This is a genomic window from Fructilactobacillus sp. X8R4C1 (assembly GCF_059900905.1).
Genome location: NZ_JBWXVJ010000004.1, coordinates 76,574 through 100,153 on the forward strand (window position 1 = coordinate 76,574; position 23,580 = coordinate 100,153).

The window sequence follows — 23,580 nt, forward strand, 5'->3', positions numbered from 1 at the left end:
CTGTATAATGAGTGAAGAAAGAGAAGCGTGATTTTTAATCGGGATGGTGCCATGAATCACATTGTTTTAGTGACTGAAAAATTATCATTAGCACTTAGTTTCAACCAAACCTTTAATGACAATGGGTACTTTGTCGACGATTTATACGATGTTTCAAGCTTACTATCATCCATTCAAAAGTACGAAGAACAGGCCATTATTTGGGACCTAAGTACCGTGGCAGCTCAAAAGTTGAGCGAGCTTATCCCTAAAATCCGCCAAAAGGCCTCACTTCCAATTCTCGCTCTGGGAGAAAAAAAGGACGAGGGCATCGTTGATCAATTATTTAAAGTTGGCATCGACGACTACATCATCCAACCATACAACGCTGACGAAGTCATGCTCCGGATGAAGCATCGTGCGCGCTTCTACCAAGACGAAAATAATAGTCTAAAGCAGGAAAAAAATAAGAAGGTCAAACCACGATTTCACTTTTCTGACATCGACGTTGATTTAGATCAGAAGGTTGCTACCAAAAATGGTACTTCGCTCCGACTAACGCCTAAAGAATTCAAGCTTTTAGAGTACTTTCTGACTCACCCTAAACGGATCCTGAGTCGTGAACAAATCCTAAACGGCGTTTGGAACGATCTTTACATTGACCAATCTTCCCGCATGCTTGAAATGCACATCAGCCATTTAAGGGACAAGATTGAACCTAATCCCAAAGACCCCGTCTTAATCAAAACGATCCGTGGCTTTGGTTATGAATTTGAAGCGAAATTAAATAAACCATAATAAATGACATCCAAACCATTAACGGGCTTGGATGTCATTTTATTTGTTTTTCATTTCATTATTTTGAATTTTGACCACCTGCTGATAGGCATTATCCATCCACTCCAAGTAGTTTTTATCTTCAGGAATCGTTTCGGTCAATTTTACAACCGGCACATCATGATCCTTAGCTAATTTGACGAGGTTCTTGACCATTTTACTGTCAGCCTGCGTGTTATCAACAAAGAAAGCAATCCGATGGTGAGTGATATCATCCCTGATGTTTTGAATACTCTTAGGTGACGGGTCAATCTCCTTCTCGGTCGCATTGGCAAAATCAGGGTCATTTACCTTGTATCCCATGTAACTAAGGGCATCATCGAAAACCGGTTCACTGACGTCGACCTTGCGATTTAACTGGTAATCGTTCAGATTATCTCGTGCCTTTTCCGCCTGCTGCTTAACTGGTTCATATTCTTTTAAATACCGCTTGGCATTATCATGAAAATAACGTTTGTGATTCGGTTGTTTTTTGCTGTAGACGTCTGCGAGTTGGTAGACGAGCTTATTAACAGTGTCAGGATCATACCAAATGTGCTCGTTATCCCCATTTTTTCGGTTCATCACCTTTGAAACGTTGACAACCGACGTCTGATCACTTCCATTCTTTACCAGCTTTTTCATCCAATCGTCGTATCCAATGCCATTTTCAACAACCACGTCTGCTCTTGCAACTTGATTCGCATCACTCGTTGAAGGATCAAAATCGTGTGGGTCACCGCTTCCCTTAATAATCGGCTGAACGCTCCCCTGATTTCCCAAAACATTTTTCGCAATTTGACCATAAAAATTAGTTGAGGTAACCACTCTCAGCTTATGGTTGGCCCGTTCATCTCCTGATTTTTTGCCACAACCAACTAGCACGATGACACAAAATAAGATTAAAATTGCTGTTATACTTAACTTAAACTTTTTTATCATTGTTTTTCTCCTTTGAAACATCATCCGAAGTTAAGTTGACCATCATTAAACAAATAATACTCACTTAATATAACACTGTTATCTTAAATTGAGCAATCAATCCACTGGAGGAATTTTCATGGCAAACGTTCGTAACCAGGATAAAACCCATTCCCTATTACTAGAGGCCGGGTTTAAGGCCTTTCTAAAAAACGGGTTTGATAAGACAAAGATTCGTGAAATTTGCCGAAACGCTAACCGGACAACCGGTTCCTTTTACAAACACTTTGAATCAAAGGATGCGATTCTAGATGAAATTCTTGATCCCTTTATTAAGCAATTAAAAGACGAATATGAGAATCAGTTTAATCAGGGAATGGCTAAAATCAGTCCAGCCAGCGTTCAAACGGTGTGGAAACAAAACATTTTGAATATGAATCCAATCATCCACACCCTTTACGCTAATCCGAAGTATAAGGAATTAATTCTTTTTAAATCAGAGGGGTCGAAGTACGACAATCTAGCCGAAATGCTAACGAAGTACTTTACCCAAAAAATTGCTAACGCCATTGGGATCATGCAAGAACGTAACATCATCCTTGTTAGCTTTAAGTTTAACTACCAGGAACTGCATTTTCACGTGTTCTCGTTTTATGCTACTTTTTGTGACATTTTGAAACATCGGTATAACGAGCAAGAGGCCATCATGCTGTGTAACAACCTCTACGACTTCTTCTACCCGGGATGGATGGCATGGCTGTCCATTTAGTTTGTTTTTAATAACACCGTTATTTAAGAACCCTTTCAATAGCACTTGAAGGGGTTCTTTTTGGCTTTACCAAACATTTACATAAAAAGACCGTAAAATTTACTTAACATTTACATTCACCTTATATACTTGGTTCGTAAACAAAATAATGTCCATTTAAACCAAAGGAGATTTCGTCCATGTCATTAGGCAAAAAGAAAAAGGTTGCATTGATATTAACGTGTGGACTGCTGGCGCTGGGACTAGCCGCGTGCGGATCATCTTCTTCCACCAAGGCCAAAAACGGTAATAAGATTACCGCCGTTGGCTCCACGGCACTTCAACCACTGGTCGAGCAAGCGAGTCGAGAGTATCAGGTTAGTAACCCGAAAGTTAACATTAACGTCCAGGGTGGTGGATCTGGAACTGGCCTAAGCCAAATCCAACAGGGAGCCGTCAATGTTGGTAATTCAGATGTCTTTGCTTCCCAACAACCAGGTGTTACTGCTCGCGATTTAGTTGATCATAAGGTTGCCGTTGTTGGAATTGCCCCGGTTGCCAATAAAAAAGTGGGAGTGAAAAATCTCTCAATGAAACAACTTGAACAAATCTTCACTGGTAAAGTCACCAATTGGAAGCAGGTCGGCGGAAATAACGTCAAGATCGTGGTGATTAACCGGGTCGAGGGAAGTGGAACCCGGATGACCTTTGAACAATCCGTTTTAAAGGGCAAAAAAGCCGTCAACGCTCAGCAACAAGACTCAAACGGAACGGTGCAACAGATTGTCTCATCGACTCCCGGTGCGGTTAGTTACCTCTCGTTTCCATATTTAAACAATAAAACGCAAAGTATTTCCATCGATAAGGTGCAACCAACCGACCCTAACGTGGAACATAACAATTGGAAAATCTGGTCGTATGAACACATGTATACCAAGGGCAAGCCCACTGGAACCACCAAAAAATTTATTGATTACATGCTTTCAGATCATGTTCAACAGAAATTAGTCAAGCAGATCGGATACATTCAAGTTAAAAACATGAAATTTGAAAAGAATGCTGAAGGTCAAGTTCAAGCGGTTAAATAATTATGAAAGTGGTTTTTATATGAATGACATTAAAGAAAAATTACTGAAACCATCAAAAGAAACTCATCAAGATAAGGTTGGTCATTTTATCAGTCTCATATGTATCGGCCTGATCGGCATCCTCGTCATTACCATCCTCTTCTTCATCACCACCAAGGGACTGGCGACCTTTACTTCCGATCACGTCAGTATCATCGATTTCTTCACTAAGGGAACCTGGAATCCAAGTCAAACGGGACCAAATGGGAAACCAGAAGTTGGGGCACTTCCAATGATCGTCACCTCATTTGCGGTCACCCTACTATCCGCCATTCTTGCCACCCCATTTGCGATTGCCATGGCCCTTTTCATGACCGAAATTGCGCCCAAACGAGGGCAAAAGATTCTGCAACCAGTAATCGAATTACTCGTTGGAATTCCATCCGTTGTTTATGGTTTCATCGGCCTAATGGTCTTGATTCCCATCGTTAGAACGGTGTTTGGGGGAACCGGTTCTGGGATTTTACCAGCTACCATCGTTTTGTTCGTCATGGTTCTTCCGACCATCACCTCAATGTCAGTTGATGCTTTAAAGGCCGTCCCACGAGACTACCGGAGTGCTGCCCTATCACTTGGAGCCACTAAATGGCAAATGATGTACAAAGTGGTCTTACGGGCTGCCACTCCGGGAATCCTTACCGCGATGATCTTCGGAATGGCGCGCGCCTTTGGTGAAGCACTAGCCGTTCAAATGGTCATCGGAAATGCAGTCCTCATGCCAACCAGCTTGACAAGTCCAACTGCAACTTTAACCAGTCAACTGACGACCCAAATGGGTAATACCATCATGGGAACGTTGCCTAACAACGCCTTATGGACATTGGCCTTAGTTTTACTAGTAATGTCACTAGTATTCAACGTCATCGTAAAACTAATTGGAAAGAGGAGTGCATTTAAAAAATGAAAATAAATGCCAAAAAAATTAATAAGTTCGCCATTGGGACCATCTGGGCCTTAGTCTTAGTCGTAGTTCTGATCTTAATCTTCCTACTCGGTTACATCCTCATTACCGGTCTACCCGATATCTCGTGGAAGTTTTTAACCACCACGTCCAGTTCGATCAGTGCCGGCGGTGGAATTAGAGATCAGCTCTTTAATTCCGTCTACCTGCTAATACTGACGATCATCATCTCGCTGCCAATCAGTCTTGGGGCCGGAATTTACCTGGCAGAGTATGCCAAGGACAACTGGCTCACAACGCTCGTTAAAACGGCCATTGAGGTTCTAAGTTCATTGCCTTCCATTGTCGTTGGTCTGTTTGGATACTTGGTGCTAGTAATCAAGTTTCAACTTGATTACTCCATTCTGTCAGGAGCGATTGCTTTAACCATCTTCAACCTGCCACTCCTTACCAGAAGTGTCGAAGATTCCATCGAGGAGGTGCCAAAGTTACAAAGAGAAGCCGGGTTATCGCTTGGACTCTCCAAGTTTAAAACCATTACTGGAGTTGTGCTACCCCTCGCGATCCCGGGCATCATCACCGGTGTCATCCTTAGTTCTGGTCGAATCTTCGGGGAAGCCGCCGCCTTGATTTACACTGCTGGTCAAAGTGCGCCAATCGTAAGTTACACCAACTGGAATCCTTTCAGTCCCAGCAGTTTCCTAAATCCCATGCGTCCAGCTGAGACCCTTGCAGTTCATATCTGGAAACTAAATACCGAGGGAATTGTTCCAGACGCACACGTTGTTTCAAGCGGCGCCTCAGCGGTTCTTATCATTGTTATCTTAGTCTTTAACCTGTCGTCTCGGTTCTTAGGTAACTGGGCTTACCGCAAGATGACTGGGACTTCTAGAAAAAAGCGAGGTTAAAACATGGCTCAACAAAATTACGATTTAGACCACCATCAAATTATTACACCACCAGGAGAAATGGCCCTTGAGACCGAGGACGTGAACGTCTTCTACGGTAAAAAGCAAGCTACATTTGATGCTTCACTGGCATTCTCAAGGTTCAAGATCACCGCCCTCATTGGAGCATCTGGATCTGGCAAATCAACCTTCCTTCGCTGTCTCAATCGAATGAATGATGGTGTGGCAAACGTTACCGGTAGAATCATGTACAGAGACGTAGACATTAACCAAAAAAAATTAAACGTCTACGTCCTTCGAAAAAACATTGGCATGGTCTTCCAACACCCCAACCCCTTTGCCAAAACCATTCGTGAGAACATTAAATTTGCGCTTAGAAAACATGGCGTAAAAGATCCACGGGAACTTGATCAACGAGTAGAACAAAGTCTAAAAGCCGCTGCACTATGGGACGAAGTCAAAGACAAGCTGGATACAAGCGCCCTTGAATTATCTGGTGGACAGGCTCAAAGGCTCTGTATCGCTCGTTCAATCGCCATGCAACCTGACATCTTGTTGTTAGACGAACCAGCGAGTGCTCTTGATCCCATTTCAACCTCTAAGATTGAAGAAACGCTTCTAGAGTTAAAGAAAAAATATACGATTATCATCGTGACCCATAACATGCAACAAGCCGCCAGAGTCAGTGACTATACCGCCTTCTTCCATCTTGGACACGTCATGGAGTACGCTAAAACAGCTGACATTTTCACCAGACCACAGGTCAAAGCCACTGAGGATTACATTTCCGGCAACTTCGGTTAAGGAGAAGTAAATGACAACTAAAACGGAACCAAAAGAGATTATCAAAACTGAAAACGTCAATTTGTACTATGGAAAGCGAAAAGCGTTGCACGACATTAATTTAAACTTCAAACAAAATGAGATTACCGCCCTAATTGGACCATCTGGATGCGGAAAGTCGACATACCTCCGTTGTTTAAACCGAATGAATGATCTTATTCCAAACATTACCATCACGGGAAGCTTCACGCTCAATGGTCACAATATTTATGGTCCAAAAGAAGACATCGTGGAACTCCGAAAAGAAGTCGGAATGGTTTTCCAGCAACCCAATCCCTTCCCCTTTTCCGTGTACGATAATGTCACCTTTGGCTTAAAATTAGCTGGCGTTAAAGATAAGCAACTATTGGACGAACGCGTTGAAGAATCTCTAAAGCAGGCGGCTATCTGGGATGAAGTTAAGGACAAACTTCATAAAAGTGCGCTTTCATTTTCTGGAGGACAACAACAACGAATCTGCATTGCTAGACTCTTGGCCATTCAACCAGACGTGATTTTACTGGATGAACCAACGAGCGCGCTCGACCCTATTTCGAGTCAGATGATTGAGGACACCCTCCTAAACATCAAGGACAAGTATACGATCATCATCGTGACTCATAACATGTCACAAGCTTCTCGGATCTCAGACAAAACGGCGTTCATGCTGAACGGTCGACTAGTGGAAGTAGGCAAAACCAAAAAAATGTTTATGAATCCTGATAAGCAAGAAACAAGTGACTATCTCAACGGAAAATTTGGATAAGGAGAATGACTATGGGAGCATTATTTGATGATGAATTAAAGAAACTTAAAGGACACTTCATGGAAATGGGATTTGACAGTAGTGAACAAATCTATCAAGCCACCAAATCTTTCATTGATCATGATAAGGACCTCGCACGCAAAATCATTGCAGAGGACCCCAAGATTAACAACGAAGAAATGGATTTAGAGAAACAGTCCTTACAACTGATCGCACTCCAGCAACCCGTTGCCAGTGATTTTCGTCAAATTATCAGTATTTTAAAGGCCAGTACCGACATTGAACGAATCGGCGATCACGCCAATACGATTGCGAGAGAAACCATTAACGCCAAGGGCCATGAACGAATCCCGGCGGTCGAAAAAGTCATCAGTGAAATGACTGAACAAGTCCGTTCAATGTTAGAACAGGTACTAGAGGCCTTCTTTGAGGGCAATGCCTCGGAAGCCAAGAAAATTGCTGACCAGGATGAATCAATTGACAAGTATTACCATTCCACCAGAAAGTTAGTAACTGAATCCCTGAAAAAGAACAGTAAGACGGCGCAAGCGGCCCTAAGCTACTTAATGGTCATCCGATTGCTCGAACGGATCGGTGACCACGTCGTGAACCTCGCCGAGTGGCTCGTTTACAATCAAACCGGCAAGATGGTCGAACTCAGTCACAGCACCAATCACGATGAAGAATACTTTGAAAACAACAAGTAACAAAGAAACCACCCTGATATTTCTATCAAGGTGGTTTTCGCTATTTATTGGTTACTGGTTCGCTCAAAGAAGTCCAAAAACAACTGTTCTTCTTTTGGATCGTTTTGCCACAATAATTCTGGGTGCCACTGGATTCCCATGATACTAGCATCTTCATTTTCAACCGCTTCGATGACGCCATCAGGGGATTTGGCCGTGACGGTCAAACTCTCTCCGACCCTTTTTAGGGCCTGATGATGAATTGAGTTCACCACCAGATGGTTTCCAATGGAATGGACCAACTGGCTTTTGGCTTTCACTTGCACCTCATGAAAATTATGCTTCGGATCGTCGTGTTTCACGTGTTGAACGTTAGACTTGGGTAAATCAGTGGCAATGTCTTGATAAAGACTACCACCAAAAGCTACGTTTAATACTTGAAGCCCCCGACAGATCCCTAAAAGTGGTTTTCTCCGGCGCACCATTTCTTTAATCAGTCCCATTTCCCACTCATCATGGGGTCGATAGTGCGCATCATCTGGTTCGACTGATTTTTCGTGGAATAATTCCGGTTGAACATCTTGACCACCAGGAATAATTAGGCTGTCAACTAAGTCAACGTATTCGGAAATCATATCAAGCTCAGCCATGGGAATAATAACAGGCAGAATGCCGTGTTTTTGCAGTAAATCAATAAAAACTTGAGCAGTATAATTGGCGTAATCAAGGTTATAGTTAGACGTCTTAATCCGGTTAACGTTTGCCGCAATTCCAATTCTCAAAATGAACCCCTCCATTACAATTTAGTAATTCCTAATAAATAAGAGCCATCCCGAATTAACGGGATAGCTCTTATTTGGTTTAGAAGTTAGTTTGGTCCAACTTTCCTATAATTGCAATAGCTTAATTAATTTTTTAATCTTTATTCGGAACTCAGACTCACAATTGGATCTAATTTAGCGGCCTTGGCTGCTGGAGCAAGTGCTGCTAGTAAACAAATAATAACAAAGACTAGTGCCCCAATAATGGAATTGGCCGGTGAAATTTGAACAATTGCATACTTAATCGCTCCATTAGAAATCGTATCCGCTCCCCATTCGGCCAGGTAGGCGATGATAACCGCAAAGATGGACGAGAAGACTCCCAGAATAAAGGCTTCGGAGAAGAATAGGTTTCGAATGTTGCCCTTGGTAAAACCAAGTGCCCTTAGAATCCCAATCTCCTTGGTTCGTTCGGCAACACTAATGTAGAGCACCACGATGATCATAATTGCTGACACAAGGAGCGAAATTGCCGCAATTCCTGCTAGAACCCAAACAGCGACGTTAATGTAAGTGTTCAGTGTTGATACAATCGCACCCGCACCAGTAATTTGGTACTTGGCTTGTTGATTGGGTCCCTTCAACGACTTAATCTTATCTTGAACGGGTTGAACGTTGGGAACTCCACCAGCGATGTTCACCGCGGCAAAGTTCGGTCCGTACTTCATTTTAGCCTCACTAAACATTGACTTCATCGTGTTGGAACTAACAAGTGCCATTGGGTTCACGTCACTAGTCACCCCACTCACAGTAACCTCTTTTGATAGGACGTGGGGCTGCCCGTTATCATCGGGAGCATTCGCAAACAACTTAATTTTTTGGCCCGTCATGTCGTACGGCTTCTTCTTATTAAAGCTTTGGGCCGTCTTCTTATTAATCAACACCTGATTATCTTTAGTGGGGACTGCTCCGGATTTAATGTTCTTCTTTAAGACCGCTCCTTGATAGTATGTTTGAATGTACTGAACGGAAGCGGTTTTATCGGCCGCCTTAAACTGACCGCCAGCTAAAAACTTACCTAACGTTGAACTTTTGACATTCTTTAGGTCCTGCAACTGTTGGTTATCCTGGTTGGTCAGAAGTTCATTTTTAGGGTTTTGTTCCTCTCCCTGTTTCTGTTTTCGACTAACCTGAATGGTAGTGGGATTAACCTCTGAATAAATTTCATGATTAATGTATCCCTTGACCCCATTGCCGAGACCTAACATGAAAATGACCGAAAAGATGCCGATGGCCGCCCCAAAAATAATTAACAGGTTGCGCTTCAGGTTATAACGAAAGTGTTCGAAGGCCATCGTAAAGATGGAAGCAAGTTTGGCCGGACGCGCCTGAAAGTCCGCCTGCGTTTTATTAACCGGGTAAGCGGGTTTTAAAATCCTATCTTCATCAATCTTCCCGTTGGCTAAATGAACGATCCTCGTTCCATAATTGGCAACCACCTGAGAGTGGGTGACGGCAATTACCAGTTTTCCGTCTTCTGCAATTTCGTTCATTAGTTCCAAGATGTCATCAGTATTTTGAGCGTCCAAGGCACCAGTTGGCTCATCAGCAATGATGATATCTGGGTCAGAAGCAAGTGCTCGAGCAATTGAAACCCGCTGCATTTGTCCACCTGAGAGTTGATTGGGGTACTTGTTACGGTGGTCATACAAACCAACCTTTTTTAAAAGTTCAGTGGCCCGTGCTTCTTGTTGTTTATGCGTTAAAGTTGTCATTTCTAAAGAGACCATCACGTTCTCTTTAATGGTCAGATGATTCACAAGGTTAAAGTTTTGAAAGATAAAACCAATTGTGTTGCGCCGATACTCATCAAGTTGTTTACTGGTATCTTTTTTTAACGATTTCCCGTCAATTAAAACGTCACCGGAATAATCACTGTCTAGTCCAGCGATAATATTCATAAGGGTCGTCTTTCCACCACCAGATTCTCCCAGGATGGAAACAAATTCCCCACGATCGAAGTTGAGACTGATCCCGTTTAAAACATGAAAATCCTGATTATCCACATAATAGGACTTTTTGATGTTTCTTAGTTCTAAATAAGCCATTTGGTTCTCTCCTTCTTTTTTAGTAGTGTCCATTTTAAACCAATTTAACCAAAAGTAAATTTTAACCTGAAAGTAAGACTGGCCTTAACGGAAAATTAAAAAAATAATTTTGTGAAATATTTTCGTAATTTTTTCATAACAATAATTAAAATTAATTGCTTAATTCCCACTCTAATGCCGTTATCTATTTCACTTATCAAATTTCTTCTTTGTTCAATTTTTATTGGATCTATTTCAGAAGCTGGAATGCCCTTGCAAACAGTTTTCAAACGGTTTACATTATTACTTGGAAACAAATCTGATATTCCTGAAAGAAATCTTTCCATTTTTTTCGATCAGTTATGTTCAGATTGTAACGATATTAATTCATCAACTTTTCGAAAGGAAGTTATCTTATGTCAAAAATGAAAGCTTTAGTTATGACAGCTAAGCAACACATGGAGATTGAAGACAGAGATGTCCCAACCCCTAAGGACGACGAAGTCTTAGTTGAAACTGCCTACGCTGGTATCTGTGGTACCGATCACGCCTTATACAATGGTCTCCCAGGTTCAGCTGATGCTACTCCTCCAATCGTATTAGGTCACGAAAACTCTGGAGTTGTTTCCGCAGTTGGAAAGAACGTTAAGGACTTCAAGAAGGGTGATCGTGTTGTTGTTGACCCTAACATTTACTGTGACAAATGTTTCTACTGTCACACTGGCCGCTACGAATTGTGTGAAAACCTATCGGCCGTTGGTGTAACTAGAGATGGTGGTCTTGAAGACTACTTCACTGCCCCAGAAAAGGTTGTTTACCACATTCCTGATGAACTATCACTTCAAACTGCATGCTCAATGGAACCACTTTCATGTGCCGTTCACACGATGAAGATCACCGAAAACATTACCCCTTACCAACACGCTTTAATCATTGGTGATGGATACATGGCTAAGTTGTTTGCTCAACTACTTAGAATCTACGGAATCCAGAACATTGACATGACTGGTAGACATGATGAAAACCTTGCTTGGGAAAAGAAAGAACTTAACTTAAACAAGGTTATCAACACGACTAAGGAAAAAATCACTGACAAGTACGACATGGTAATCGAATGTGTTGGAAAGCCTGAAACCCAAGAACAAGCTGTTGAAGCAACTAATCCTGGCGCTCAAGTTATGATGTTTGGTGTTGGTGCACCAGGTCAAACATTTAACATGAACACTTACGAAATCTTCAAGAAGCAATTAACCATCAAGGGTTCAATGATTAACCCCCACAGTTTCGAAGATTCAATTGCTTTACTTTCAGATGGTTCCGTTAAGGTTACACCTTTCCAACACAACATCCTTACTTTAGAACAAGTACCTGGTGTATTAGCTGGTACTGACAAGGTTCAAGGCAAGTCAATTGTTAAAGTTAATGGTAATCTTAAATAATTGAACCAAAATCTGATCGTGGAGGGAAACTATGGCGAAGAAAACCGCTAATAGAAAAGCCAAACGTACCATTTCCATGACAGCTTCAATTATGTTCTTTATCCTTTCATTAATAATTAACTCTGCTGGAAATGTTTTGACTCTAGTAACAACTGCTAAGATTCATCCATCTTTTCTAGGTTCAGCTTACTGGACCGCAGCCGAAACCAACCTTGGAAATGCATTTCACTGGAACTTATTCTGGGCATTTCTAATCTTGGGAGTTGCCATTACCATTTTGAACGCCTTTTTAGTCGGTCACTGGGATTGGGGACGTGCCATTGGAAACGTCATCTTCATGGTTCCGTTCTCAGCACTCATCCAGGTCTTTGATGACTTCTTCATGGATGGTTCACTTCCAGTAATTGGAAAAGTATCATTTTTTGCTGGATTCCCTGAAGCCAAGGGTTGGATGATGGTCGCTTTCTATGTTCTCTTGAATTTCTTCGGGGTAGCATTGATTGCAACCGCCATCTCAATCTACCAACGAGTCAACTTAGTCTTGCATCCCGCTGATGATTTGATGCAGATCCTGCGATTTAAGTACTTCAATGGTGCTGCTGGGAAAGCCATGTGGGCTTCCTACATCCCACCGACTGTCATGGCAGTGGTTGCCTTTGCAATTACTCGTCAATTTACTAACTTAGGAGTAGGAACGATCTTTGCGTTTCTATTCCAAGGTGGAATCACTGGACTTGCTGATAAATACATCTTCCCTCACCTAAAGCATCAAGCGTTAGATGTTGGTGATGAATCAACGGTTGCCGTTGATATTGACGAAGACGAAAAGACGAAGAAAAAATAAGCAAAAGAAATAACCGATCTCAACCGAGATCGGTTATTTTTATTTAAACCACTATTTCAAACTTTTTAAAATCTCGCTCAATGCTGGTTGACCATAAACGTTATAACGTTTCTTGTACGCATCAATCGTTTTTTGGTCAAAGTTCTCTGGGTCAAGTGGGACAAAACTAGTATCAATTGGGTCAAACGCTTTAATCTTAGCGTCAATCACAATCGGCTTCGTGTTACCTTCAGCCTGCATTCGGTCAATCTCAACCATGACACTATCAAGTTCATCTTGACCTGAAACTTTAAAGCCATGAGCACCCATGCCTTCAGCAACTTGGGCAAAATCCGCTTGATAGAGGTCAACACCATAATCACTAATGCCAGATTGAACGTCTTCGTGTTCAATGTAACCAAAGCGTTCGTTTGACAAAACGACATTGATAATCGGCAAGTTGTACTTGGCCTGCGTAATCACATCCTGCATGACCATTGCAAATCCCCCATCACCTGAAATCGACCAAACTTGACGATCAGGATATGAGAGTTTAGCAGCAATGGAAGCTGGTAGACCAAAGCCCATTGTTCCAAACCACGGTGACATGGCAAACTGCTGCTGCTGATTAAAGGGAAGTTGACGAATGGAATGCATGGTGTTGTTTCCAACGTCAAGTCCATAAACCGCATTCGACTTAGAATGGTCAGCGATTGCTTTCAAAACAGTCTCAGCTCTGAGACCCTCGTCGTAGTCAGTCGCAATGCTATCAAGCCATTTTAACCAATTCTCGCGATCAATTCGAGCGGCTTTTAAGAAATCACTCTTAGGAAGCTTTACATCTGAATCAATTAACATTTCTAAGAATTCCTTGGCATCACCGTGAATCGTGAGGTTGGCCTGATACTGACGACCCAAATCAGCCAGATTGTTATTAACTTGAATGATTTTTTTATCTTTAGGCATGAAGCGAGCAAACGGAAAGTCGTTTCCAAGCATAATAATCAGATCGGCAGCCTGAGAAACTTCAAATCCGGGTTTCGTTCCCAGTCTACCACGAGCACCCATGTAACTCAGATTGTCGTTTGGCATAATCCCAGTTGCAGGAGCCGTGGACAAGACTGGCATGCTAAACTGATCGGAAACTTTCACGATCTCATCTCGGGCACCCTTAGCACCTCTTCCGTACCAAAGAACCGGATGTTTGGCTTTCTTAATCATCTTAATGGCTTCATCAACGTCAGCTTGTTTAGGGTGAACCGTTTTAATGCTACTTGAAACGTTGGCTGTCTTAGTTGGTTCATAGTCAATCTCAGTTCCAAGTAAATCATTCGGTAAGATGACGACTGCTGGCCCCTTCTTTTGATAGGCCGTCCTGATGGCTTCATCAATAATCTTCGGTATCTGATCGGCAGTTGACGCCTGGCGGTTGTAAACCGAAACGTCAGCAAACATTGGCAGTTCATCCATTTCCTGAAAGAACCGCGTGTTCATCATTGGTTGGGGAACTTGTCCAACGAGGGCTAGCATTGGCGTATTGTCTTCCTTCGCGTCGTATAAACCATTAAACATGTGAGTCGCACCAGGACCAGCCGAACCAAAGGCGACCCCAATCTTACCGGTATACTTATGGTCAGCGGAAGCGGCCAAAGAACCGACCTCTTCATGTCTAACCTGAATATATTTAATGTTCTTTTTTTCCTCATCTAGCGCATTCAATAAGTTATTCAAAGAGCCAGCTGTGATGCCATACAAATGGTCGACATCCCAACTCTCAAGCACTTTCACCAGTGCTCTACTTGCTGTCATTTTACTCATAGAATCCCTCTTTTCGTTTTTTCCAATTTAACTGTTGACCCAATTGAATTATAAACCACTCCATCAATTTATCCTATCAGAAGCAATAAAAAAGACTCCTAGTCAGAGCCCTTACTTATTAATTCATATTTCTAAGCTGGTCATTTTTAGTGTAAAAACTATGATAACCCATGTAACATGCGATGATTGAACTAACGGCCGTAATCCCAAGCAACATGAAAGTTACCATGATCTGGTACTTAATGGCCTTAACCGGATCAACACCAGCAAAGATTAAACCAGCCATCATCCCGGGTAAACTAACCAGTCCAACGGTCATCGCAGTATCAATCGTGGGCTGCATCCCGGTCTTAATGCTGTCACGCACAATGTCAGAACAGGATGTCTTCACGTCGGCTCCCAGAGCTAATTTTTCAATAATCTGCTGTCTCCGGTCTTTAAACATGGAATTCATACTTCGATAACAAAGTCCCAAGGCAACCATTGAGTTACTGGCAACCATTCCGGTAATTGGTACCACTTGAGACGGGATAAACTTAATTGCTCCCGCAAAGACTAATACCGCAAGTACGACAATCGTGCTACTTCCTAATGCAATGATGGAAATGGGGAGTGCGTGTTCCATACCGTCACTACGTCCTTTGGCGTTATAAGCTGCGTTAAACAAAATAATTAAGATTAAAATCAGGGTTAAAAAAACGTTATTGATCCGAAAAACGAATCGTAAAACGTACCCAACTATAAATAACTGAACCACACAACGGATGGTGGCAATGATAATTGACTTATCAATGCCCAACTTTTCTTTCCATCCGACAAATAACGCGATTAAGACCAGGAGTCCAGTTAATGCGAGCGCTTGATTTGAAACAATTAAATTAGGCATCTTTATCTCCTTTAACTAGTCGTCCGTTAACAATTGTGACTAACTCGGTGGCATGGTCAATCTCACCTTGATCATGAGTAATCATGATGACCGTGGTGTGATCTTTTTGATTAATGTAGTTAATCATCTTGTGCACACTTTCCTTGGTGTTCTCATCAAGGCCAGTGGTAACCTCATCTAAAATAAGCACATCAGGCACAAACATGATGTTGCGAATTAATGCGACCCGTTGGCGTTCCCCACCAGAAAGATTATCGACCGTCCGATCCAAATCACCATCACCTAGATCGACGGTTTGAAGTGCTTTTAACGCATGTTCTTTATCAAACGGTTTATTTCGAATCTGATATGGGAACTCAAGATTATCCTTGACCGTATTGCCAAACAAGGTGGGTTGCTGAACGGCGTATGATACTTTTCTCCGATACTCAATTGGATTTAAATCAGCGACGTTTTGGCCTTCAAAAATTACTTCACCAGAACTGGGAGTCAAAAGATCCGCCAAAAGTCTCACAAAAGTTGTCTTCCCACTCCCTGATGGACCAGTGATCGTAACGATTTCTCCGGCATCAACGCTCCAGCTGATATCCTTGATAATCTCACGTCCATCAGCGTCGTAGCATAGGTTTTTAGTTTCTAGTACTGCCATTTTGATACCTCTCTTTTCTTTTTAACAAATTAACAGTATGATTATACAACACTTTTGTATCATATATGAGTCTGCTATAATGACGTAGACGTTGTTATGAAGAAAAAAGGAGTTCTAATGAGTTATAAAAGAGTTAGAAACGGTTCAAAAAGATCGTCAAATGTTTCGGTAGAACTCCACCAACGAGTTACGGTCACCATCAAGCGTCTCGGAATTAATGGTGAGGGAATTGGTTATTTTCACCGCAAATTAATTTTTATTCCTGGTGCGCTAGTTGGTGAATTAGTTCAAGCTGATGTAACCGAGATTAAACCTAAATACCTACGCGGAAAATTAGTTCAAATTGATAAGGAAAGTCCCTTTCGGGTTAAACCGCGTGATCCATATGCTGGAGAAGTTGGTGGTTTTGAACTCGAAGACCTCGCATACCCTAAGCAACTGGAATTCAAACGTGATTTAGTTAAACAATCGCTTAGAAGATATCATCCGAGGGCTTATGATCATTATGATGTCAGGGAAACGATCGGGATGGATAATCCCTATGAATACCGTAATAAGGCCCAGTTTCAAGTTCGAACTGAAGCAAACGGAAGAGTCATCGCCGGATTATATAAAGAAGGAACTCACGAAGTGGTCGACATGGAGACCTGCTCCGTTCAGTATCCGCTTACCATGAAGGTCATGCACGCTTTAGTCGAAATGGTTCAGGAACTAAACATCCCAACGTTCGTTGAATCCAATCACTCTGGCATTTTAAAAACCTTGGTAGTTCGAGCAGCTCTCAATACCAACGACGTGCAGGTGGTTTTCATCACTAACACGCCCAAGTTGATTAAGAAAAATCAACTCTTAGAAATGATTTCCGATCGCCTTCCAGAAGTCACTTCCGTCATGCAAAACATCAATCCTGGTGACTCACCTTTGATCTGGGGAGAAAAGACGGTTCATTTAGCTGGAAATGATAGTATTACCGAAAAAATTAATGGTTTATCATTTGAGTTGTCACCAAGAGCTTTCCTCCAACTCAACAGCATCATGACACCAAAACTCTACGATTTAGCTGGAACAGCCCTCAATCTTGATTCTGATGATCGTTTGATTGATGCATATTCTGGGGTAGGAACCATCGGTCTTTCATTAGCAAACCAAGTTTCTGAAGTTAGAGGAATGGATACCATTAAGGAAGCCATCACCGACGCCAATCATAATGCAGCAATCAATCATATTGATAACGCCACCTACTACTTTGGCAGTGCCGAGGATTTGATGCCGCAGTGGATAACCGAGGGTTTTAAACCCACGGCACTGGTGGTTGACCCACCACGCGTTGGCCTTGACCAACACTTAATTGATGCCATTTTAACCGCTAAACCACAAAAATTTGTATATGTTTCATGTAATCCATCAACGCTAGCTCAGAACCTAGTTCAACTAACGAAGTCTTATAACGTGGACTACCTGCAACCAGTTGATATGATGCCACAGACTCCGCACGTCGAAGTCGTCGTCAAATTTACTTTAAAGTCTTAGAAAGGTCCAATTGTCAATGAATCCATTCGATAACGGCAATAATAGTGGGAATAATGGCATGAACAACATGTTCTTGCCACCTAACTACGCCGTCGTGCAAAATAAAGAAACCCAAGAAGTCAAAGTCCAAAAGGTGGGCTTCTCATTCACTACGCTAGTTTTTGGAATCTGGCCTTCTATTTTTCGTGGTGATTTCTATAATACCCTTTGTATGCTAGGGGTGGATTTTATCCTAGCAATGGCACTTACCGTCTTAACTGGATTAAACATCGCATCCTCTGCCTATGAGATTTTTGCAATCATGCCATTAGCATGGAGTTTTGTATACAATATGATGTTTTTCCGGCATTTGCAAAACAAGGGATTTGTTCCAATCAATAAACGTTCAGCTGAACTTTTAAAACGAAGTCATTATTATAAATAATTAGGAACACAAAAAACACTTCACATAATGTGAAGTGTTTTTTTGTTTGAGATTAATGATTTTATAGCATAACGGTAACGGCAGCAGCAACGATGATCAAAGCTAAACCGATCAAAGTAGCAACCATTTCCTTTGGAGTCTTCTTCTGGTGTAAGAAGTAAACACCGGTCAAGGTAGCAACAACTACTGATACCTGTGATAGAACGAATCCAGTTGAAAGGCCTAACATGTTTGGCTGTGCAGCAATCAAGTATGAGAATGCGGCAATTGCAAAGAAGAAACCAGCAATAATCTGTTTGTATGAAACACCCTCAGCAAACACATTTTCACTCTTCATGTTCATCAAACCGTAGATAATAGCCATCAAGACCATTCCCATTGCCTGTGGCAAGAATGCTTCCATTGGGGTCATTACTGAAGTGGACTGTGGCAAAATTCCCTTAGCCCAAGTCAAGTTATTAACCTGTGGAGCGGCTGAGTATAACCAGTAACCAATAACACCAATTAACTGTAAGATAACGGCTTTTTCAAGCGCACCTTTATTAACGTTTTCTTTATTTTGGCTCCAAGTGGTAAGAGTGGCACCGATAATGATAACGATCAAAGCAAGGATTCCAATGATCTTATGACCAATACCAGGCCAACTACTTAACGCAAATGCACCCCACAAAGCAGTTACAATCAACTGAAATGCGGTCGTGATTGGCATAACTCTTGAAGAACCAATCAAAGAATAACCTTTAAAGGCCATGATTTGACCGAAGCCCCAACCCATACCAGACAAGATTCCGTAGACTAAGTTCCAGCCCATTGGGAAGCCAGCTTGGGTGAATAATAAGACAACAATCGCAAAAATCAATGTACCAACTGTGGCACCAAAGATTTGGTTCGTTGGTTTACCACCAATTTTTGATGAAATAGTTGGAAATAGCCCCCAACCAATCACTGGAATTAATCCAATTAATATTGCTTCAAAACTCATATCCCATACCTTCTTTTCAAAATACTTTTGTAACCCTTATTTACGAAATTAATTATAACACGTCAAAAATAAAAAGAAAACGTTTTCATTAAGAAAAATTTAAAAACTTGCCAAAGCAAGTCTTAATTAATGGGTTTAAAAGCTTGCGTGGCCTTAACCGCTCGCTTCCATCCCTGATACAATTTATCTCGTTCAGCTGCTTTCATTGAAGGAGTGAAAATCTTTCCCTCTTCGTAAATGGACTGAACTTCATCTAAATCTTTCCAGAACCCGGTTGCTAGTCCACTCAAGATGGCAGCCCCAAATCCGGTCGTTTCTTCATCGCTGGCTCGTTGAACCGGAATATTCAAAATGTCAGACTGAAACTGCATTAGGTAACTATTGCGACTAGCTCCCCCATCAGCTCGAATCTGTGGAATATCGAGATCGGTATCGGACTCCATTGTGTTAACGATATCCTTAGTTCCGTACGCAATTGACTGAAGCGTGGCCTTTACAAAATCATCACTGTTAGTTCCTCGGGTAATCCCAAAAACGGCTCCTCTGACATTTTGGTCCCAATATGGGGCCCCTAATCCATTAAAAGCAGGAACAACGTATATTTCATTGTGGTCGGTCGATCGTTTAGCCGCCTGTCTGGACTCAGGAACACTGGTGATAATCTTCATTTGGTCTCGAAGCCACGTCAACGCACTTCCAGCCACGAAGATTGAACCCTCAAGTGCATACGTAATTTTTCCGTTAATTCCATACGCAATGGTCGTCAACAAATTCTCGTCTGAGTACTGCGGCTGGTGTCCCGTATTCATCATGATGAAAGCACCATCACCATAGGTGTTTTCAACCATTCCCTTTGAAAAGCCCATTTGTCCGATCAACGCCGCCTGCTGATCGCCAGCAATTCCAGCAATTGGGACACTAACACCATAAAATTGGTAGTTTTCGGTCGTTCCATAAACTTCATCAGAAGCATGAACGGTCGGAAGCATGATCTTTGGAATGTTTAAAATCTTCAAGATTTCGTCGTCCCACTTTAAGTCATTAATGTTAAACATCATCGTTCGACTGGCGTTCGTATAATCAGTAATGTGATATTTCCCACCAGACAATTTCCAGACGAGCCACGTATCAATGGTCCCAAATAACAATTCACCATCAGAAGCGCGCTTCTGTGAACCATTAACGTGGTCTAAAATCCACCTGACCTTGGTAGCAGAAAAATACGAGTCAATGACTAGGCCCGTTTTTTTATGAATTAGGTCCTCGTACCCTCTGTTTTTTAAGTCTTCAGCAATTGAATTAGTTTGTTTTGAAAGCCAACCAATGGCATTGTAAATGGGTTTGCCGGTCACTTTGTCCCACACTACCGTGGTCTCACGCTGATTGGTAATCCCCACTGAGGCAATGTTTTCGGGGTGAATGGAGGCGTCAATCAAGGCACTCGCAATGGCAGAAAGCACGGAGTTCCAAATCTCGTTTGGATCCTGTTCAACCCATCCGTCACTATTGATAATCTGAGGAACTTCCTTGTAACTTTCAATGACTTTTCTACCACTATGATCATAAATGATCGCTCTCGTACTAGTCGATCCTTGATCAATCGCTAGGACGTAATCTTTATTGTCAGACAACTGGTTCATCTCCGTTTCATCGTATTTTTGATACTCATATTAGCACGATTCAATTCATCTCACTACTTGAAAATAAAAGAGAAAGTAGAATAAAATCTACTTTCTCTTTTATGGCATCATTAATTAACGCTTAACTTCAACCCGAATGTCAGCATCAATATCTTTTGGCTCAACCTGTTCGTCATAAGAAAAATCAGCATCTTTAAAGTATTCCTTGATTTCAGCATTAATCTCGTTTAAATCACGAACATCATTATCCTGACGTTTAATCAATAACGTGTACTGCTTGTTATCTTCATCAACGTTTTCAAAATCATAACCAACGTCAACCGTGTTTAAGATTTCTTGAATCATTTGTCTTTCAGTCATTGCCATAATTCATACTCTCCTTAATAATCTTCATACGCTAAGCTTATTCTATTTTCTAATATTTGTAAAATCATATCTCAAAAAATCATGTGGAACACGGGCTTCATGATATAATTATATTACACTGACATTGAAAGGTGGGTTACATGGAAAACATGGAAAATAAAAGAGTTCTAGCCATTCCAACTGGTGAAAATTTTCGTGAGTTAGGTGGATACCAAACTGTTGATGGTAAAACCACTAAGTGGCACAAGTTACTACGTGCGGGACACTTAGGTGAGCTCAGTGAAAATGATCTAAAAACCCTTGAGCATTACGGGGTTCGCTTTGACGTTGATCTCAGAAGTCAACCTGAAGTCGACATGCTGGCCGATCAAGTGGAAACTTCTGCTGTCGACTACATTTTTGATCCGATCTTTAAAGAAGACGCAACTGACAATTCGAAAAGTCCAGCTGAAATGAAGAAAGTCCTGTGCAATCACCCTAATTATGGTCATGATCATATGGAACACGTCTATAAAAGCATGATTAAAACGAAACACTGTCGTTTGGCTTTTAAAAAATTATTTGAAGTTCTACTCGATAACAGGCAAGATGACGAGTCCGTCCTATTTCACTGTACAGCTGGAAAAGACCGAACCGGAATGTCTGCGACCATGATCCTCTCTGCCCTAGGAGTCGATCGTAAAACCATCGAAGAAGATTACCTGTTAACCAATCAGGTGGCAAAACCAGTGATTGATGCTCGATTAGAGCAAGCCAAAGAAGAAGGATATAATGATGCAGCCCTAAAGAGTCTAAGATCCCTTTATAGTGTCTCATTAGACTTTTTCAATGCCGCAATGGATGAAATCAATCAATTATACGGCGGAATGAACCAATTTCTCCATGAAGGTATTGGATTGACCAATGCCGACATTCATCAGTTACGTCAAATTTACCTTGAATAATTTGCATATTGTTAATTCGGCTAGGTAATGATACGATGAGTTTATCAAAAGTAGTCTAATATTTAAGTGATAAGAGAAGTGGCGGTTGGTGCAAGCCACACAGGATATTAGATGAACTACCTAAAATTACACATCAAAATAAGTGCAGGTACTTTTGTATCTGAACGTGGGTGGTACCGCGCACAAGCGTCCCAGTAGTCAATTACTACTAGGACGCTTTTTATTTATCAACAACAGGAGGAAAACAACAATGAATATCATTGAAGATTTAAAATGGCGAGGTGCCATTAACCAAACAACCGACGAAGACGGACTAGAAAAATTAACCAACGAGAAAAAGATTGCCCTATACTGTGGGGTCGATCCAACTGGTGATAGTATGCACATTGGTCACCTAATTCCGTTTATGATCATGGAACGTTTTTCACGGGCTGGTTTTCACCCTTACATCCTAATCGGCGGGGCCACCGGTTCCATCGGTGATCCAAGTGGGAGAAACACCGAACGTCCCCTTCAGACCAAACAGATGGTCAAACACAACGTTAACGCCTTAACAAAGCAAATGAAGCACCTCTTTGGCAGTGACAGTAACATTCACATCGTGAATAACTACGACTGGACGTCTAACGTGTCACTGCTTGATTTTCTTCGTGACTACGGAAAACTCTTTAACGTCAACACCATGTTATCAAAAGAAGTGGTGGCCAGTCGCCTGGAAAAGGGCATTTCCTTCACAGAATTCACCTACCAAATCCTACAAGCATTGGACTTTCTCACTCTTTATCGTGACCATGACGTTCAACTTCAGATTGGTGGTGGAGACCAATGGGGAAACATCACGGCCGGAATTGACCTCATTCATCGCGTTGAAGGTCAAGACGCCGAGGTATACGGATTAACCATCCCATTAATGCTTAAATCAGACGGAACTAAGTTTGGAAAAACCGCTGGTGGTGCTGTTTGGCTTGATCCGGAAAAGACCTCACCGTATGAATTTTACCAGTTCTGGCTAAACCAAAACGACGCTGACGTTATCAAATACCTCAAATACTTCACCTTTTTGCCTAAGGATCAAATTGATGAACTGGCCCAAAAAGTTAAAGATGAGCCTTGGAAACGAGAAGCCCAGAAGACATTAGCACGTGAGGTCACGAAATTTGTGCACGGTGAAGACGCCGTTAAGCAGGCCGAAAATATCTCAAAAATTCTTTTTAAAGGCAACGTTCAAGACCTATCAGTAAAAGAAGTTAGTCAGGCATTTAACAGTGTCCCAACGTCTGCGATTAGTTCTGATCCCGTAAACGTAGTCGATTTAATCATTGCGGCTGGAGTTGATAAATCCAAACGTCAGGCTAGAGAAGACGTTAATAATGGCGCTATTACCATCAATGGAGCAAAGGTTACCGACGTCAACACTGAAATTAACCCCCAAGCTCAATTTGACGGGAAGTTTATCATCATACGACGCGGCAAGAAACGTTACTTCTTAGCTAAAGTTAAGTAAATAAATCCCGGTATCATAAATATGGTACTGGGATTTTTTTGGATCCAAAAAAG

Annotated in this window: 24 protein-coding genes; 14 read left to right on the forward strand and 10 right to left on the reverse strand. The window is 41.7% G+C overall.

The window, feature by feature from the left end:
• Window positions 1-27: 27 nt before the first annotated feature.
• Window positions 28-777: a winged helix-turn-helix domain-containing protein gene (locus AC6UDA_RS06370; protein ID WP_500711392.1), complete on the forward strand. Its 750-nt coding sequence runs from the start codon at window positions 28-30 to the stop codon at window positions 775-777.
• 39 nt (window positions 778-816) lie between these two features.
• Here the strand turns inward: AC6UDA_RS06370 and AC6UDA_RS06375 are convergent, their stop codons facing one another.
• Complete coding sequence (locus AC6UDA_RS06375) at window positions 817-1,737, reverse strand: metal ABC transporter solute-binding protein, Zn/Mn family (RefSeq protein ID WP_500708272.1); 921 nt, start codon at window positions 1,735-1,737, stop codon at window positions 817-819.
• Between the two features lie 118 nt (window positions 1,738-1,855).
• Here AC6UDA_RS06375 and AC6UDA_RS06380 point away from each other — a divergent pair, with 118 nt between their 5' ends.
• The 7 genes from AC6UDA_RS06380 (at window position 1,856) to phoU (ending at window position 7,695) form a co-directional block, all read left to right on the forward strand.
• Window positions 1,856-2,485 (forward strand): TetR/AcrR family transcriptional regulator, encoded by a 630-nt coding sequence (locus tag AC6UDA_RS06380; RefSeq protein WP_500699614.1) that lies wholly within the window; start codon window positions 1,856-1,858, stop codon window positions 2,483-2,485.
• 179 nt (window positions 2,486-2,664) lie between these two features.
• The gene (locus AC6UDA_RS06385) at window positions 2,665-3,552 is read left to right on the forward strand and encodes a phosphate ABC transporter substrate-binding protein PstS family protein (RefSeq protein WP_500708270.1); all 888 of its coding nucleotides are present in this window, start codon (window positions 2,665-2,667) and stop codon (window positions 3,550-3,552) included.
• Between the two features lie 19 nt (window positions 3,553-3,571).
• Window positions 3,572-4,495 carry a phosphate ABC transporter permease subunit PstC gene (gene pstC / locus AC6UDA_RS06390; RefSeq protein WP_500695807.1) on the forward strand — a complete coding sequence of 308 codons (924 nt, stop codon included), beginning with the start codon at window positions 3,572-3,574 and terminating at the stop codon, window positions 4,493-4,495.
• A gap of 2 nt (window positions 4,496-4,497) precedes the next feature.
• On the forward strand, window positions 4,498-5,400 hold the full coding sequence (gene pstA, locus AC6UDA_RS06395; RefSeq protein WP_500694137.1) for a phosphate ABC transporter permease PstA: 903 nt from the start codon (window positions 4,498-4,500) through the stop codon (window positions 5,398-5,400).
• 3 nt (window positions 5,401-5,403) lie between these two features.
• Window positions 5,404-6,204, forward strand: a complete 801-nt coding sequence (pstB, locus tag AC6UDA_RS06400) for a phosphate ABC transporter ATP-binding protein PstB (RefSeq protein WP_500708269.1) — start codon at window positions 5,404-5,406, stop codon at window positions 6,202-6,204.
• A 10-nt stretch (window positions 6,205-6,214) separates the two neighbouring features.
• The gene (pstB, locus tag AC6UDA_RS06405) at window positions 6,215-6,988 is read left to right on the forward strand and encodes a phosphate ABC transporter ATP-binding protein PstB (RefSeq protein WP_500695808.1); all 774 of its coding nucleotides are present in this window, start codon (window positions 6,215-6,217) and stop codon (window positions 6,986-6,988) included.
• A gap of 11 nt (window positions 6,989-6,999) precedes the next feature.
• Window positions 7,000-7,695: a phosphate signaling complex protein PhoU gene (gene phoU / locus AC6UDA_RS06410; RefSeq protein ID WP_500694048.1), complete on the forward strand. Its 696-nt coding sequence runs from the start codon at window positions 7,000-7,002 to the stop codon at window positions 7,693-7,695.
• Window positions 7,696-7,739: 44 nt separating this feature from the next.
• Here phoU and AC6UDA_RS06415 read toward each other — a convergent pair whose 3' ends face one another.
• From AC6UDA_RS06415 to AC6UDA_RS06425, 3 genes are all read right to left on the reverse strand, one after another.
• On the reverse strand, window positions 7,740-8,456 hold the full coding sequence (locus AC6UDA_RS06415) for a gamma-glutamyl-gamma-aminobutyrate hydrolase family protein (RefSeq protein ID WP_500711394.1): 717 nt from the start codon (window positions 8,454-8,456) through the stop codon (window positions 7,740-7,742).
• Window positions 8,457-8,596: 140 nt separating this feature from the next.
• Window positions 8,597-10,543 carry an ABC transporter ATP-binding protein/permease gene (locus AC6UDA_RS06420; RefSeq protein WP_500711396.1) on the reverse strand — a complete coding sequence of 649 codons (1,947 nt, stop codon included), beginning with the start codon at window positions 10,541-10,543 and terminating at the stop codon, window positions 8,597-8,599.
• A 95-nt stretch (window positions 10,544-10,638) separates the two neighbouring features.
• Complete coding sequence (locus AC6UDA_RS06425; RefSeq protein WP_500694051.1) at window positions 10,639-10,869, reverse strand: hypothetical protein; 231 nt, start codon at window positions 10,867-10,869, stop codon at window positions 10,639-10,641.
• A 78-nt stretch (window positions 10,870-10,947) separates the two neighbouring features.
• Here AC6UDA_RS06425 and AC6UDA_RS06430 point away from each other — a divergent pair, with 78 nt between their 5' ends.
• Window positions 10,948-11,961, forward strand: a complete 1,014-nt coding sequence (locus AC6UDA_RS06430; protein ID WP_500694138.1) for a zinc-dependent alcohol dehydrogenase family protein — start codon at window positions 10,948-10,950, stop codon at window positions 11,959-11,961.
• 31 nt (window positions 11,962-11,992) lie between these two features.
• Window positions 11,993-12,805, forward strand: coding sequence for a DUF6198 family protein (locus tag AC6UDA_RS06435; protein WP_500695811.1), 813 nt, complete (start codon window positions 11,993-11,995; stop codon window positions 12,803-12,805).
• 51 nt (window positions 12,806-12,856) lie between these two features.
• Here the strand turns inward: AC6UDA_RS06435 and spxB are convergent, their stop codons facing one another.
• The 3 genes from spxB to AC6UDA_RS06450 form a co-directional block, all read right to left on the reverse strand.
• Complete coding sequence (spxB, locus tag AC6UDA_RS06440; protein WP_500696958.1) at window positions 12,857-14,602, reverse strand: pyruvate oxidase; 1,746 nt, start codon at window positions 14,600-14,602, stop codon at window positions 12,857-12,859.
• 118 nt (window positions 14,603-14,720) lie between these two features.
• Window positions 14,721-15,488, reverse strand: a complete 768-nt coding sequence (locus AC6UDA_RS06445) for an ABC transporter permease (RefSeq protein WP_500694054.1) — start codon at window positions 15,486-15,488, stop codon at window positions 14,721-14,723.
• Window positions 15,481-16,137 carry an ABC transporter ATP-binding protein gene (locus AC6UDA_RS06450; RefSeq protein WP_500694055.1) on the reverse strand — a complete coding sequence of 219 codons (657 nt, stop codon included), beginning with the start codon at window positions 16,135-16,137 and terminating at the stop codon, window positions 15,481-15,483. The genes AC6UDA_RS06445 and AC6UDA_RS06450 overlap by 8 nt, the downstream gene beginning before the upstream one ends.
• 117 nt (window positions 16,138-16,254) lie before the next feature.
• Between AC6UDA_RS06450 and rlmD the strand changes: the two genes are divergently transcribed.
• Both rlmD and AC6UDA_RS06460 read left to right on the forward strand, forming a co-directional pair.
• Window positions 16,255-17,667 carry a 23S rRNA (uracil(1939)-C(5))-methyltransferase RlmD gene (gene rlmD, locus AC6UDA_RS06455; protein WP_500695813.1) on the forward strand — a complete coding sequence of 471 codons (1,413 nt, stop codon included), beginning with the start codon at window positions 16,255-16,257 and terminating at the stop codon, window positions 17,665-17,667.
• 10 nt (window positions 17,668-17,677) lie between these two features.
• Complete coding sequence (locus tag AC6UDA_RS06460; RefSeq protein WP_500694057.1) at window positions 17,678-18,091, forward strand: hypothetical protein; 414 nt, start codon at window positions 17,678-17,680, stop codon at window positions 18,089-18,091.
• Window positions 18,092-18,152: 61 nt separating this feature from the next.
• Here the strand turns inward: AC6UDA_RS06460 and rbsU are convergent, their stop codons facing one another.
• From rbsU to AC6UDA_RS06475, 3 genes are all read right to left on the reverse strand, one after another.
• Entirely contained in the window at window positions 18,153-19,073 is a 921-nt protein-coding gene (gene rbsU, locus AC6UDA_RS06465; RefSeq protein ID WP_500694058.1) for a ribose/proton symporter RbsU, read from the reverse strand.
• A 122-nt stretch (window positions 19,074-19,195) separates the two neighbouring features.
• Window positions 19,196-20,713 (reverse strand): glycerol kinase GlpK, encoded by a 1,518-nt coding sequence (gene glpK, locus AC6UDA_RS06470; protein WP_500694059.1) that lies wholly within the window; start codon window positions 20,711-20,713, stop codon window positions 19,196-19,198.
• 114 nt (window positions 20,714-20,827) lie between these two features.
• On the reverse strand, window positions 20,828-21,079 hold the full coding sequence (locus AC6UDA_RS06475) for a hypothetical protein (RefSeq protein WP_010022943.1): 252 nt from the start codon (window positions 21,077-21,079) through the stop codon (window positions 20,828-20,830).
• Between the two features lie 140 nt (window positions 21,080-21,219).
• Here AC6UDA_RS06475 and AC6UDA_RS06480 point away from each other — a divergent pair, with 140 nt between their 5' ends.
• Both AC6UDA_RS06480 and tyrS read left to right on the forward strand, forming a co-directional pair.
• Window positions 21,220-22,023: a tyrosine-protein phosphatase gene (locus tag AC6UDA_RS06480; protein WP_500701256.1), complete on the forward strand. Its 804-nt coding sequence runs from the start codon at window positions 21,220-21,222 to the stop codon at window positions 22,021-22,023.
• 250 nt (window positions 22,024-22,273) lie between these two features.
• Window positions 22,274-23,527, forward strand: a complete 1,254-nt coding sequence (gene tyrS / locus AC6UDA_RS06485) for a tyrosine--tRNA ligase (protein ID WP_500695816.1) — start codon at window positions 22,274-22,276, stop codon at window positions 23,525-23,527.
• The last annotated feature ends 53 nt before the right edge of the window (window positions 23,528-23,580 follow it).

What these genes read in the sequence shown, in the direction of transcription:
- AC6UDA_RS06475 (WP_010022943.1), bottom strand. Translation starts at nt 21,079, where the DNA reads ATGGCAATGACTGAAAGACAAATGATTCAAGAAATCTTAAACACGGTT.
- pstB (WP_500708269.1), top strand. Translation starts at nt 5,404, where the DNA reads ATGGCTCAACAAAATTACGATTTAGACCACCATCAAATTATTACACCA.
- rlmD (WP_500695813.1), top strand. Translation starts at nt 16,255, where the DNA reads ATGAGTTATAAAAGAGTTAGAAACGGTTCAAAAAGATCGTCAAATGTT.
- AC6UDA_RS06445 (WP_500694054.1), bottom strand. Translation starts at nt 15,488, where the DNA reads ATGCCTAATTTAATTGTTTCAAATCAAGCGCTCGCATTAACTGGACTC.
- AC6UDA_RS06435 (WP_500695811.1), top strand. Translation starts at nt 11,993, where the DNA reads ATGGCGAAGAAAACCGCTAATAGAAAAGCCAAACGTACCATTTCCATG.
- phoU (WP_500694048.1), top strand. Translation starts at nt 7,000, where the DNA reads ATGGGAGCATTATTTGATGATGAATTAAAGAAACTTAAAGGACACTTC.
- spxB (WP_500696958.1), bottom strand. Translation starts at nt 14,602, where the DNA reads ATGAGTAAAATGACAGCAAGTAGAGCACTGGTGAAAGTGCTTGAGAGT.
- AC6UDA_RS06480 (WP_500701256.1), top strand. Translation starts at nt 21,220, where the DNA reads ATGGAAAACATGGAAAATAAAAGAGTTCTAGCCATTCCAACTGGTGAA.
- tyrS (WP_500695816.1), top strand. Translation starts at nt 22,274, where the DNA reads ATGAATATCATTGAAGATTTAAAATGGCGAGGTGCCATTAACCAAACA.
- rbsU (WP_500694058.1), bottom strand. Translation starts at nt 19,073, where the DNA reads ATGAGTTTTGAAGCAATATTAATTGGATTAATTCCAGTGATTGGTTGG.
- AC6UDA_RS06450 (WP_500694055.1), bottom strand. Translation starts at nt 16,137, where the DNA reads ATGGCAGTACTAGAAACTAAAAACCTATGCTACGACGCTGATGGACGT.
- AC6UDA_RS06425 (WP_500694051.1), bottom strand. Translation starts at nt 10,869, where the DNA reads ATGGAAAGATTTCTTTCAGGAATATCAGATTTGTTTCCAAGTAATAAT.
- AC6UDA_RS06380 (WP_500699614.1), top strand. Translation starts at nt 1,856, where the DNA reads ATGGCAAACGTTCGTAACCAGGATAAAACCCATTCCCTATTACTAGAG.
- pstB (WP_500695808.1), top strand. Translation starts at nt 6,215, where the DNA reads ATGACAACTAAAACGGAACCAAAAGAGATTATCAAAACTGAAAACGTC.
- pstC (WP_500695807.1), top strand. Translation starts at nt 3,572, where the DNA reads ATGAATGACATTAAAGAAAAATTACTGAAACCATCAAAAGAAACTCAT.
- glpK (WP_500694059.1), bottom strand. Translation starts at nt 20,713, where the DNA reads ATGAACCAGTTGTCTGACAATAAAGATTACGTCCTAGCGATTGATCAA.
- AC6UDA_RS06430 (WP_500694138.1), top strand. Translation starts at nt 10,948, where the DNA reads ATGAAAGCTTTAGTTATGACAGCTAAGCAACACATGGAGATTGAAGAC.
- AC6UDA_RS06420 (WP_500711396.1), bottom strand. Translation starts at nt 10,543, where the DNA reads ATGGCTTATTTAGAACTAAGAAACATCAAAAAGTCCTATTATGTGGAT.
- AC6UDA_RS06385 (WP_500708270.1), top strand. Translation starts at nt 2,665, where the DNA reads ATGTCATTAGGCAAAAAGAAAAAGGTTGCATTGATATTAACGTGTGGA.
- AC6UDA_RS06375 (WP_500708272.1), bottom strand. Translation starts at nt 1,737, where the DNA reads ATGATAAAAAAGTTTAAGTTAAGTATAACAGCAATTTTAATCTTATTT.